The 12,658-nt window shown below is 39.9% G+C and carries 10 protein-coding genes, 2 pseudogenes and 1 other annotated feature; of the genes and pseudogenes, 2 read left to right on the top strand and 10 right to left on the bottom strand.

The window, feature by feature from the left end:
- Positions 1 to 139: 139 nt before the first annotated feature.
- A pseudogene (locus BCAMP_RS10250) lies at positions 140 to 385 on the top strand (IS3 family transposase); the annotation flags it as partial.
- A gap of 67 nt (positions 386 to 452) precedes the next feature.
- Here BCAMP_RS10250 and tadA read toward each other — a convergent pair.
- On the bottom strand, positions 453 to 968 hold the full coding sequence (gene tadA / locus BCAMP_RS10245; protein ID WP_035315433.1) for a tRNA adenosine(34) deaminase TadA: 516 nt from the start codon (positions 966 to 968) through the stop codon (positions 453 to 455).
- A 135-nt stretch (positions 969 to 1,103) separates the two neighbouring features.
- Between tadA and BCAMP_RS10240 the strand changes: the two are divergent.
- Positions 1,104 to 2,679 (top strand): annotated as a pseudogene (locus tag BCAMP_RS10240) (acyl-CoA synthetase).
- A gap of 334 nt (positions 2,680 to 3,013) precedes the next feature.
- Here the strand turns inward: BCAMP_RS10240 and BCAMP_RS10235 are convergent.
- The 9 genes from BCAMP_RS10235 to BCAMP_RS10195 form a co-directional block, all read right to left on the bottom strand.
- Entirely contained in the window at positions 3,014 to 3,646 is a 633-nt protein-coding gene (locus BCAMP_RS10235; RefSeq protein ID WP_035315431.1) for a histidine phosphatase family protein, read from the bottom strand.
- 17 nt (positions 3,647 to 3,663) lie between these two features.
- Positions 3,664 to 4,938 (bottom strand): serine--tRNA ligase, encoded by a 1,275-nt coding sequence (gene serS, locus BCAMP_RS10230; RefSeq protein ID WP_035315430.1) that lies wholly within the window; start codon positions 4,936 to 4,938, stop codon positions 3,664 to 3,666.
- 61 nt (positions 4,939 to 4,999) lie between these two features.
- Positions 5,000 to 5,228, bottom strand: a binding site (T-box leader).
- 64 nt (positions 5,229 to 5,292) lie between these two features.
- On the bottom strand, positions 5,293 to 6,606 hold the full coding sequence (locus BCAMP_RS10225; RefSeq protein WP_051457040.1) for a D-alanyl-D-alanine carboxypeptidase family protein: 1,314 nt from the start codon (positions 6,604 to 6,606) through the stop codon (positions 5,293 to 5,295).
- 155 nt (positions 6,607 to 6,761) lie between these two features.
- Complete coding sequence (locus BCAMP_RS10220; protein ID WP_035315427.1) at positions 6,762 to 8,399, bottom strand: CocE/NonD family hydrolase; 1,638 nt, start codon at positions 8,397 to 8,399, stop codon at positions 6,762 to 6,764.
- 331 nt (positions 8,400 to 8,730) lie between these two features.
- Entirely contained in the window at positions 8,731 to 10,206 is a 1,476-nt protein-coding gene (guaB, locus tag BCAMP_RS10215) for an IMP dehydrogenase (RefSeq protein ID WP_035315425.1), read from the bottom strand.
- A gap of 84 nt (positions 10,207 to 10,290) precedes the next feature.
- Positions 10,291 to 10,539, bottom strand: a complete 249-nt coding sequence (locus tag BCAMP_RS10210) for a hypothetical protein (protein ID WP_035315424.1) — start codon at positions 10,537 to 10,539, stop codon at positions 10,291 to 10,293.
- 67 nt (positions 10,540 to 10,606) lie between these two features.
- The gene (qoxD, locus tag BCAMP_RS10205) at positions 10,607 to 10,927 is read right to left on the bottom strand and encodes a cytochrome aa3 quinol oxidase subunit IV (protein WP_035315422.1); all 321 of its coding nucleotides are present in this window, start codon (positions 10,925 to 10,927) and stop codon (positions 10,607 to 10,609) included.
- An 18-nt stretch (positions 10,928 to 10,945) separates the two neighbouring features.
- Positions 10,946 to 11,560 carry a cytochrome aa3 quinol oxidase subunit III gene (gene qoxC / locus BCAMP_RS10200; RefSeq protein WP_035315421.1) on the bottom strand — a complete coding sequence of 205 codons (615 nt, stop codon included), beginning with the start codon at positions 11,558 to 11,560 and terminating at the stop codon, positions 10,946 to 10,948.
- Positions 11,560 to 12,658: cbb3-type cytochrome c oxidase subunit I (locus BCAMP_RS10195; protein WP_035315419.1), on the bottom strand; the 1,099-nt coding region annotated here is incomplete at its 5' end. The genes qoxC and BCAMP_RS10195, both read right to left, overlap by 1 nt.

Raw genomic sequence — 12,658 nt, 5'->3', positions numbered from 1 at the left:
AAAAAAATGAGCTATCGTGTACTGCCCCAAAAATTTAGACTAAAAAATCTAACTTTTCGGGGTATTTTTTATGATCAAATATGATGCGGAATTTAAAATGAAAGTAGTTAGAGATTATTTGAAAGGCTATGGTGGTTATCAATATTTAGCTAATAAGCAGCAAATTAAAAGTATGTCCCGAAAAGGAAACTGTTTGGATAACTCTCTAATGGAAGATTTCTTTGGACTATTAAAGCAAGAAATGTATTATGGTAAAGTATTTCATAGTTTTGAAGAATTAAAAGGGGAACTAGAAAAAGGGATTCATTACTACAATCATAAGAGAGTAAAACTGAAATTAAACGGTTTAAGCCCAGTGGCTTATCGACTAAAATTAACTGCATAAAATAAAAAATCGGAGCAGATTTATCTACTCCAATTAAAGTCTAACTTTTTGGGTTCACTACATCGCTTTACTCGATAGCTCCTTTTTCTATTTGCTCACTTAAACGACGTATACGTTTCGCCTCTTTTTGACGCAGACGAATGGCTCTAAAAAAATCCGTTAAAATTTGACCACATTCTTCTTCTAAAACACCCGCATGAACTTCACATTGATGATTAAAACGCTCATCGGTCAACAAATTCATTAAAGTGCCAGCTGTACCGGCTTTAACATCTGCTGCACCGTAATAGACTGTCCGCATTCTGGCTAATATAAGTGCCCCACTACACATTGGACAAGGCTCTAATGTTACGTAAATATCACATTCTTCTAAACGCCAAGAACCAATTGCTCGACAAGCTGCTTGAATCGCTAACACTTCCGCATGACTCGTGGCATCTTGACTTGTTTCACGTAAATTATGCCCTCGTCCCACAATTCGATCATTATGAACAACAATTGCACCAATCGGCACTTCTCCAATCGCTTTTGCCTTCTCAGCCTCTGCTAAAGCGACCTTCATATACTCTTCAATTTTTGTCATCTTAAACTCCTTTAGTTTCGTTCTTCTTAATTTAGCATATTTTCACTTTTTATTCTTCAAATCAAACTATTGACTCTGAATTTAGTTGGTGATAATCTAGTGTTAGTACCAGGTTATAAAAAAGGGGGATTTACAATGAATTTACAGGATTTACTTGCACCCATCCACTATAATATTGTGGATGATATTGAAAAACACCGCTCAGATAAGACCGCGTTGATGATGGAAGATGAATCAGGCGTTGTCACAACACTTACTTATAAAGAATTATTAAATAAAGCCAATCAATTTGCCAATGCCCTAATTAAAAAGGGCGTGAAAAAAGGCGACGGCGTACTTGTCATTATGCATCGTTCACTTGAAACTTACATCGCCTATTTAGGTTTATGGAAGGTCGGTGCGGTCATTAGTCCAGCTTCTGAAATGCTGAAAGCTAAAGATTTACACCTCCGTTTTAAATTAGCAGATATTAAAGGCGTCGTTGCTCATGGTCATTATACAACAGAGGTCGATAAGGCCAACAACGATTATAATGCATTAACGGTTAAAATCGCTGTCGATCAACACGTGGCCTCTTGGGATAACTTTGATGACCTCTCAACAACTGAATCAAACACCTTTACTAATGTAGTCACTGCCAGTACTGACCCTGCTCTAATTGCCTTCACTTCAGGGACAACCGGCAATCCGAAAGGTGTCGTTCATATTCACGGTTGGGGCTATGCGCATTTACGTACAGCTTCAGAACGATGGTTAGATATTCGTGAAGACGACATGGTATGGGCAACAGCTGGACCCGGTTGGCAAAAATGGGTTTGGTCTCCGTTCCTCTCTGTGTTAGGACGTGGCGCGACCGGCTTTTTATTCCAAGGTCGTTTCAACCCTGAAAAACAACTGACACTCGTTGAAAAATACAACATCAACGTCTTTTGTTGCACACCAACAGAATACCGTTTACTCGCAAAAGTTGATCAATTAGAGCGATTCAACCTCGACTCATTACGTAGCACTGTATCAGCTGGTGAACCTTTAAACAGCGAGGTAATTAACATCTTCCAAGAAAAATTCGGTTTAAAAGTGCGTGATGGCTACGGTCAAACAGAAAGCACCTTATTAATTGGAACCTTAAAAGACGCGGAAATACGGCCCGGATCAATGGGTCAACCACTCTTGCCTGAATTCATCCATGTTATCGATGAAAACGGCCAACCAGTTAAAGAAGGCGAAGTCGGCGATATTGCGATTTTACGCTCATTCCCTGCCTTATTTAAAGGCTATCATAAAGAACCAGAGCGTTTAGCTAAAGCCATACGCGGGGATTACTTTGTCACTGGTGACCGTGCCACCTTTGATGCCGATAACTACTTTTGGTTCCAAGGACGTAATGACGATATCATCATCAGCTCTGGCTATACAATCGGCCCCTTCGAAGTTGAAGACGCCCTTACGAAACATCCTGCCGTCAAAGAAGTCGGTGTTGTTGCTAGTCCACATGAGTTCCGTGGGGCGATTGTTAAAGCGTTTATCGTCTTAACCGATGGTTACACAGCCTCCGATGACCTTGTTAAAGAACTGCAAAACTTCACAAAAAAAAATCACCGCTCCTTATAAGTACCCACGAAGCATCAGCTTTGTTAGCGCCCTTCCTAAAACGGATTCAGGCAAGGTTAAGCGAGTGACACTACGCAACCAGGAATACGGTATTAAGTAATCAAAAAGATGTTCCATTCGACTTTGTCTACAATAAAAAAGCCACCCTTTTTAGGGGGCGGCTTCAGACTGAAGATAAACGCTGTTCTAGGTCGTCAATGCCTCGCCTTCTCGGAGTCGAGTACCATCTGTACACTCACCTCAAAGGCTCGTGTTTCCTAGAACAAAAGAATTTAAAGCCGTTCTAAACGGAAGTGATTGGAGAAAATAACGTTTCTTTTCAGTCAAGTCATCTTGTAGGCAAAGTCACTTGAACTAACGTTAAAAGTCAAACCAGTTTAATTCGACTTTGTCTACAATCTGAAAGCCACCCTTTTTAAGGGTGGCTTTTTTTATTAATCGTTTATTAAATGATCGGTGCCATTAACAAGGCGAACACTATACGTGTTATCTTGATAGTCGACAATGCTGATGCTTGCATTCATAATGTTTTCACTGTTATCACGGTGTTCGCGCCAATCGCCGCCACCTAAGACATACATTAATTGGCGTAAAACCATCCCATGACTCACAATCAAGACATTACCTTCAACGCCTGATTCTTCAATCCGTTTCAAGGCGCGTTTAGTGCGTTCGAGCATTTGCGAATACGTTTCACCACCACTTACTTGCGCACGATACTTAGCAGGTGTATCACGCATCGTATGGAATTCTTCGTATTTTTTCGCTTCTGATGAAGCCATTCCATCCCAAATACCAAAATACATTTCACGTAAATCAGGTGAAGCAAACCGCGGTACATCAGCATGATGCTCCGCTAATATATGATCAGCGGTTTGTTTCGTACGATTACTCGTACTTGTAAAGCAAGCGTTAAATACAACGTCAGCTAAGGCTGCTCCAACTGCTTTAGCGCCATCGATGCCTTCTTGGATTAACGGTGAATCACCCCAGCCTTGCATTAAACCTTGTTCGTTCCACTCTGTTTTACCGTGACGAATAAAATAATAAGTTATTTGCTTAGACACAACGCATTCGACTCCCTTTATTTAATAATTTCTAACCCACGCATGTATGGACGCAATGCTGTTGGTACAACAATTGAACCATCTGCTTGTTGGTAGTTCTCCATAATTGCTGCCACCGTACGGCCAACTGCTAAGCCTGATCCGTTTAATGTATGAACATATTCAACCTTACCGTTCACTTCACGACGGAAGCGAATGTTGGCACGACGCGCTTGGAACGTTTCAAAGTTTGAACATGATGAAATTTCACGGTAAACATTTTGACTTGGAATCCATACTTCAATGTCGTATTTTTTCGCAGCCGTAAAGCCAAGATCAGCTGTACACATGCTCAATACTTGGTATGGCAATTCTAAACGTTGTAAAATATCTTCCGCATCATTAGTTAATTTTTCTAATTCATTGTATGAATCTTCTGGCTTAGAAAATTTAACCATTTCAACCTTATTAAACTGATGTTGGCGAATTAAACCACGTGTATCACGACCGGCTGACCCTGCTTCTGAACGGAAAGACGCACTATAAGCGACATATTTAAGCGGTAATTCATCTGCTTTTAAAATTTCATCACGATGATAGTTCGTTACAGGCACTTCAGCAGTTGGCACTAAGAAGTTATCGCTTTCTTCTAAGAGAAAGGCATCTTCCTCGAATTTAGGCAGTTGACCTGTACCTGTCATGCTTGCACGGTTAACAATATAAGGTGGTAACATTTCTTCGTAGCCATGTTCTGCCGCATGAATATCCATAAAGAAGTTAATTAACGCACGTTCTAATTGTGCACCTGCTTTTTTATAAAATACAAAACGACTACCCGTTACTTTCGCCGCACGTTCAAAGTCTAAAATATCTAAATCTGTTCCTAAGTCCCAATGTGGTTTCGGTTCAAATTCAAATGCACGTGGTGTTCCAACCGAACGAATGACAATATTATCATCTTCCGTATCGCCCACTGGTGTTGATTCATGAGGAATATTAGGGATTGATAACATCAGTTGTTTTAGTTTTTCATTCACAGCAACCAATTGGTCATCTAAACCTTTAATGTCTTCACCAACTTGTTTCATTGCAGCAATTTGCTCATCGGCATTTTCCTTCGCCCGTTTTTTCGTTGCAATTTCACCGGATACTCGATTACGTTCACTTTTTAGTTCTTCCGCTTTTAAAATCAAATCACGGCGAACCGCATCATATTCTGGGAATTTATCTAGCTCACCTAAGTTTTCACCGCGGGCAGCTAACTTTGCTTTTACATTTTCAAAATCATTACGTAACACTTTAATATCTAACATTGTACATCCTCCTATGAATTATTTTATTGTATTAAAAAACTCGTCGACTTCTTGTTGACCAAGAAGGGACGAGTCGAATTATCGCGGTGCCACCCTAATTGAAAGGCCCTTTTACCGGGTCTTTCCACTTAATTGGGATAACGGCTCAGCACCGGAACAATTTAATAGAGCGTACTCATTCCATTGTTCACTCAAAGATGGATTCATAAAGGATGACTCATCAGTTCACACCAACCACTGACTCTCTTTGCAGTCTTCACCTTACTACTATTTCTTCTCAACGTTTTAATTATACGATTACCTTCATTTTACAATACTTTATTGAAAATGAACAGTGGCTTTACTGATTAGATTTTACTCAAACCAACCTTTAGCACCCTCAACAATGTAATCTTTAGCCGTTAGCAAACCTGACTTGCTTACACGCCAAGCACTCAAGAAAAAGCCAGCTCCCGCAATGTCGTCCGCTGCAATAACGTCAACGATACGACCTTGGGCATTATCGATATACCCATAACTAAACGGATCGTTCGCTGCTACCATTGCTTGACCGACAACTTTATCCTTCGCAATTGGGGCAATGAGTTGACCATCACCCGTAGTTAATTTATCCGACAACGTTAGTTTACTAGCAACAACAACCTTATCATCTTTCGGCACAACAAATGATGGTGTAACGCTTGTTGTTAAGGTTGCACTTTCTTTATCGCCTTTAGCGATATTCACCTTCAATTGCTGACCGAGTTCTTTTTTCACCAGTTTATAATTATCAAAACCGTAATTAAGTAGTTTCGCTGTTTCTACAAACCGTGCGCCACTATGTTGATCTTTTGGATTCTTTTTATCGATAACATTCATCACGACCGAAATAAGACGCATGTCAGCTTTTTGGGCTGTAGCAGTAAAAGTCATTCCCGCATGGTCTGTTGTTCCTGTTTTCAAACCATCGACCGGTAAGTTCTTATCTTCATTCACAAGACCTGGTAACATCCAGTTCCAGTTTTCCATTTTGATTTGATCATCAGTGCCTTCTTGAAAGGTCTTTTTGGGAATTTTAGCAAACTCTAAAATTTCAGGATAGTCCATAATTAAAGCACGGCCCAATTTAGCGATACCTCGAGCAGTTAATTCATTTTCAGACTTATTTTTTTGAACACTTTTCCCCTTAACATCTTCATAGCTCAATCCGGTTGAGTTAACAAAGTTATGTGGCCCTAAATCCAATTTGTCAGCTAATTTATTCATTAAGCCAATGTACTTTGTTTCATCGCCACCAGCTAGTTTTTCAGCGATAGCAATCGTCGCACCATTAGCTGAATAAATACTCATCGCTTCAGTTAATTCACGGACTGTGTATGTTTTATCTTGACGTAAAGGAACATTTGATAAGGTATTATCTTGTGATACATTATATGCCGCTTTCGAAATCGGTAACTTATCGTCCCAGTTAAGTTTACCTTCTTTGATAGCTTCCAATAATAAATATTCGGTTACCATCTTCGTCATCGATGCGATTCCTAGACGCTCATCGCCATTTTTATTATAGATGACTTTCCCGGTAGATGCTTCAATCATAAAGGCCGCTTTGGCATTTACGTTAATCGGATTTTTAGCAGTAGTTGCAGCCTCTGTCTTTGACGGTAAAAGCAGCGTCGAAAGCGCGAGCAAAGTGATGAGCGTTAATGAAATGATTTTTTTTAAAATACATTGTAAGTAAGGGCCTCCTATTTATTATTGTTAATCTGTCCATGTACAATTACTACGCTATTTTATCACATTATAAGCATGAATAGTAGCTATATGACAAGTATTACAGACGATTTTCAAAAAGTAATATTTGGAAAAATAACCCGTGAATTCGACTCGCCACCCGTGATAATCCGTTGTGTACTTTCACGACATTCTGTTGTGTTGAAAAAAGAAGAACCTGTTCCTGGGTTCACGTCAAAACGAGGGAAATTACTTGAAGCAATATCGATTCGAATGCGATGACCCGTTAAAAAGACATTGCTTGTTGGCCAAAGTTCGATTTCAACTGTAAATTGTTCTTTTTGACTAACCTCATGAATGCGCATAATGTCATCCGTTAAATTATAAGTACGTCCATCGGGTAACACATCGCTGAGTTTCGCTGTAAAATCCACACTCAGCGCATCTGTTGTAACTGCTAGAATCACCCGTACGTTCCCGGTAACATTAAACGGTTCTGTCAGCGGTTCTGTTTCAAACGTCAAAACTGACGGATGCTCATGTGCTGGCAGCTGTTGTTTCGCACCCTCAACCGGATGCTCATGCATGAATGTAACGCCACCACGAGTCGATACAGGACGTTTTGGGTCGTGGTCGTACGAAAGTTCAGCCGCATTGTCTGATGGTTTTAACGTCAACTGAGAGCCGTTAAAATAATAGGTGACAGGAGTTGTATTTGTGAGTGGCCACTCAGAGGCCGTATGCCATTCATTAGTTCCCATCGTAAAATAGCGCACATTGTCTTCAAGGGCTAACGGCTCACCTTTTAACTGATGATTAAACCAATCCAAATGCCAGCCATAGATGTTGCCTCGTGCTTGTTCACCAAAGTAGCGTTCCCCACTTCGTGGTGAGAAATCACCATGAACCCATGGTCCGATAATTAATTTATCGCCAAGTTGTTTATCTTGGCCATTTTGAAAGTTTTCGAGCGTTCCTTTTAAGAAACAGTCATACCAACCAGCAATGTGTAATCCCGGTATTTGGACTTTTTCATACTGTGTATTAACGGATATTTTATCCCAAAACGGATCGGTTAAAGGGGTTTTGTACATTTGACGCAAATAAAAATCAGGCAAGAGATCGTAAATAGGTGGCCATTTTTCGTAAGGATATTTATCGTAATTGCTTGCACCATTCGTTATATTAGCCTGTAACAATGCATACTTACGCGCTAACTCCGACTCATCCTTGACGGTTCGTTCGAGTAGATTAGCCGCAATACTTTCCAGACTCCATACTTGCCACATTGACAGTTCGGTCGCTCCGTTATGATCTTGACTGACGTCAATGAAACTATTTTGACTCATAGTCGGTGCCATCGCCACTAAATGAGGCGGTTGAGTGAGGGCTGCTAACATTTGTGTGTAACCAAAATAAGACAACCCGAGCATACCGACTTTGCCATTGCTATACGGCAATTGAGCTGCCCATTCAACAGTATCATAGCCGTCTGCTTGTTCAGCAATATAAGGACCTTCAAACACGCCTTCTGAGTGATAGCGACCACGAACATCCTGGATAATTACAACATAACCGTGACTAGCTAATACTTGTGGCCGTAAAAAATCAAAGGCATACGTTTTATTATAAGGTAAGCGTGATAGTAAGACGGGATAGGTACCCTCATCAGCTGGACGATAAATATCCGCAGCTAATTTTATGCCATCACGCATCGTTGCCATGACATCTGTTTCAATTGTTAACTTCATTTCATTCCTCCCTCGCTCAATTAAGACTCATATTACTGCCCATTATAACGAGGATTTGTTTGAAATAAAAACAATAAGACTAAGCGAAACAAGCTGTTTACACAAACAACTAAAAAGCATAGGAGCGAATCTAAACGTGTTTATTACAAAAAAAAAGCATCGACACTGAGGTCGATGCTTCCAATTTGCTCGTTTCTACCGTTTGGTTTCACTTTTAACTTGTCCAGTTACGCCAAACAGAAACTGTCAAATTTCAGAAAAACCTACGCGATACAAATCATCGCTTTCGTTTTCCTTCCAATTTGCTCGTTTCTACCGTTTGGTTTCACTTTTAACTTTGAATGCTATAGTTTGGTGCTTCTTTCGTAATTTGAATATCGTGTGGATGTGATTCACGTAATCCAGCACCAGTCATTTTAACGAATTGCGCATTTTCAATTAAGTCAGGAATTGAACCACAGCCGGTGTATCCCATACCTGAGCGTAAACCACCAATCATTTGGAAGATAACATCTCCTAATGAACCTTTATAAGCCATGCGGCCTTCAATACCTTCAGGCACTAATTTTTTAGCGTCAGTGTTTGATTGGAAGTAACGGTCTTTTGAGCCATTTTCCATCGCTGCTAACGAGCCCATACCACGGTATGTTTTAAAGCGACGACCTTGGTAAATTTCAGTTTCGCCAGGCGATTCATCTGTTCCTGCAAGCATACTACCGAGCATTACAGCATTACCACCGGCAGCAATTGCTTTAACGATATCACCTGAGTATTTAATCCCACCATCAGCGATGATTGTTTTACCGTATTCACGAGCAACGGCAGCACAGTCATTAATCGCTGTGATTTGAGGAACACCCACACCTGCTACAACACGTGTTGTACAGATTGAACCGGGACCAATTCCTACTTTAACAACATCAACACCGAGTTCGAATAAATCACGGGCTGCAGCAGCTGTCGCTACGTTACCTGCAATAATATTTGTTTTTGGGAAAGCAGCACGCATCTCAGCGAATTTTTTCATTACCCCTTCAGAATGACCATGAGCCGTATCGATCACAAGTGCATCAACACCCGCATCGACTAATTTTGTCGCACGTTGGAAGGTGTCATTTGAAACACCGACTGCTGCTGCAACTAATAAACGACCTAATGTATCTTTAGCTGCATTCGGGAATTCGATGACTTTTTCAATATCTTTAATCGTAATTAAACCTTTTAAAACACCTGTATTGCTAACTAATGGTAATTTTTCGATACGATGTTTTTGAAGGATTTTTTCAGCTTCTTGTAAGGTAGTACCTACTTCAGCTGTGACAAGATTCTCCTTAGTCATCACATCGTTAATTAAAATTGAGTAATCTTGAATAAAGCGCATATCACGGTTTGTAATGATACCGACAAGAATGCGATCTTCGTTGTTGTTAACGATTGGCACACCTGAAATACGGTATTTGCTCATTAAATGTTCGGCATCGAACACTTGGTTGTCTGGTGTTAAATAAAAGGGGTCAATAATAACGCCACTTTCAGAACGTTTTACTTTTTCAACTTCTTCAGCTTGTTGTTCAATTGACATGTTTTTATGAATAACACCCATACCACCTTGACGTGCCATTGCAATCGCCATTTTGGCTTCTGTGACTGTGTCCATTGCAGAACTTAAAATTGGAATGTTTAATTTTAATGTTGGTGTTAGTGCAACACTTAAATCCACATCATTTGGTAATACGTTCGATTTAGCTGGTACTAACAAGACATCATCAAATGTTAGTCCTTCTTTAACAAATTTATTTTCCCACACCGTGTATACATCCCCTTTATTTTTTATATTAATTACGAGATTACCAGTAATTTTAGACGTTGTCAACAATCGCAAATTGTCAGATTATTTAAACAAAAAGCCGATAGAAACAACGATTGCACAATCGATTAAAATCATGAAACCTTTTAAGAGTGGCGCTTTTGTTTGAGTGGTTAAGCGTGGATAAAGATGCCACAGCGCCATCATGATTAATGTTGTTACTACAATTAACAGTGACATACTGACAGGTGACACCAAATGCCGGAGCCAGAGGGCTGCCAAACAAACAATAATTACTTCTAGACTTACCAATAGCAGTTTTTTGATTAACATTAATTAAGCCCCCTCATTTAATTGAGAAAAAAGCACTGACTCTCAAACCGAAAGTCAGTGCTCATCCTTACATTAAGTGGTTTGCGTGTGCCATTTCCATAACCCAGTAAGAACCAATAACGATAATAACTGCGATAACCGCAGCAAATAAGAAGTTACCGAGTTGTGTGTAATCGGGGTCTTCTTCATTCACGTGCATGAACATGAACAGTTGAATACCTGCTTGAACAAATGCCATGATAAAGATAAACACAAGAATAATATTAACACTTAAATCAGAAACAGCTGCATACGCTGCTAATAAGGTTAAAACGATTGATAAAACAAAACCGATAACGTGTTTCCAAGGGAAGCCCGCATGCGATTGATGAGATGTTTTTTCTGTCATAATGGTCTACCTCCTTTTCTATTGCATTATTCCGAACAAGTAAACGCCAGTGTAGATAAAGATCCAAATAACGTCAAGGAAATGCCAGTAAAGACTTGAGACGAAAAATTTCGACGCAAGTTTTGGTGTCATTGATCCCATTCGTTTGAATTGAATTAATAAACCAATAATCCAAATGATACCGACAGATACGTGGGCACCGTGGGTCCCAAGTAAAACGAAGAATGCTGACCAGTAAGAGCCTACGCCTAAGTTAACGCCTTCGCTTACATAGTGAACAAACTCATAAACTTCATAGTAGACAAAGCCCATACCCATTAAGAGTGTGAGGATTTGATACACCATAAACTGTGTCCACTTAGATTGACGCATTGCGTGTAAGGCAAGACCACAAGTAAAACTACTTGTTAATAACAAGAACGTCATTTTAAAGACAAGTGGTAATTCAAACATATCCGCAGGGTGGAAACCGGCATCAGAACCGCCAGCTTTCATTACGAAGTAAGTCGCAAACAAAGTAGCGAAAAGCGCTACCTCAGCTCCTAAGAAAATCCAAAAACCGATAATGTTTAAGTGACCTTGGTGGTCTTGATACTCCAACGGTTTATTTACATCGACTTGGTGTGATGACATTACGCTTCGCCCCCTTTCGCTGCAGCTTCTTGTTTCGCTTTAATCGCATTTTCAGTTGCAACAATTTCTTCAACTGATACGTAGTAACCGTCGTCTTTTGTTGTTGAGAACGAACGGTAAATCATACATACAAATACGCCGATTAAACCGGCAATCGCAATTCCATTCCAATAGAACACAAGTCCAAAGGCACCGATAAACATAAATAATGAAATCGTCATCCCAAAGTAAGTGTTTTTAGGCATGTGAATTGGTTTATAATCTTTTTCAGTGTAAACAGGTACAGTATTTGTTTCTTTTTTATGATAGAAATCATCATGGTCGTTCCATTCTGGTTCAATTGCAAAGTTGTAAAATGGTGGCATTGCTGAAGTAGTTGCCCACTCTAACGTACGACCATGTCCCCAAGCATCGCCTGATACTTCGCGTTTTGATTTGAAGAAACTGTAACCAATGTTGTAAGCAAGAATAAGGAAACCAATGGCCATTAATAACGCACCCATTGATGAGATAAAGTTAAGTGTTGTCCAACCATCTTCGGCACTGTAAGTGTAAATACGACGAGGCATACCATCTAAGCCTAAGAAGTATTGTGGGAAGAAGCAGACGTTGAAACCAATCATGAAGAACCAGAAGAACCATTTACCAATACGTTCGTTTAACTTATGTCCGAACATTAATGGGTACCAGTAGATGAAACCTGCAAAACAGGCAAATACAGTTGCCGCAATTAATACGTAGTGGAAATGTGAAACAAGGAAGTATGTGTTGTGGTATTGGTAATCGGCAGCTGCCATTGCAAGCATAACGCCGGTTACACCACCGATTACAAAGTTAGGGATAAAGGCAATTGCCCAAATCATTGGTGTTGTAAACGTGATACGTCCTTTGTACATTGTAAAGAGCCAGTTAAATATTTTAACCCCGGTTGGGATTGAAATTAACATTGTTGTTATCGAGAAAGCAGAGTTAACAGCTGTACCGTTACCCATTGTGAAGAAATGGTGAACCCATACTAAGAAACTCAAGAATGAAATGACGACGATTGAGCCGACCATTGCGTTGTAACCGAACAAGCGTTTACGCGAGAAGGTTGCA

It is taken from the genome of Brochothrix campestris FSL F6-1037 (assembly GCF_000525915.1).
GTDB classification, from domain to species: Bacteria; Bacillota; Bacilli; order Lactobacillales; family Listeriaceae; genus Brochothrix; species Brochothrix campestris.
Note: the sequence above shows the minus strand (reverse complement) of the source record. Positions and strands in the feature narration are given on the sequence as shown.

Excerpts from the sequence above, each read along its gene's own strand:
- BCAMP_RS10210 (WP_035315424.1), bottom strand. The coding sequence starts at position 10,539 with ATGTTAATCAAAAAACTGCTATTGGTAAGTCTAGAAGTAATTATTGTT.
- qoxD (WP_035315422.1), bottom strand. The coding sequence starts at position 10,927 with ATGACAGAAAAAACATCTCATCAATCGCATGCGGGCTTCCCTTGGAAA.
- serS (WP_035315430.1), bottom strand. The coding sequence starts at position 4,938 with ATGTTAGATATTAAAGTGTTACGTAATGATTTTGAAAATGTAAAAGCA.
- tadA (WP_035315433.1), bottom strand. The coding sequence starts at position 968 with ATGACAAAAATTGAAGAGTATATGAAGGTCGCTTTAGCAGAGGCTGAG.
- qoxC (WP_035315421.1), bottom strand. The coding sequence starts at position 11,560 with ATGTCATCACACCAAGTCGATGTAAATAAACCGTTGGAGTATCAAGAC.
- BCAMP_RS10220 (WP_035315427.1), bottom strand. The coding sequence starts at position 8,399 with ATGAAGTTAACAATTGAAACAGATGTCATGGCAACGATGCGTGATGGC.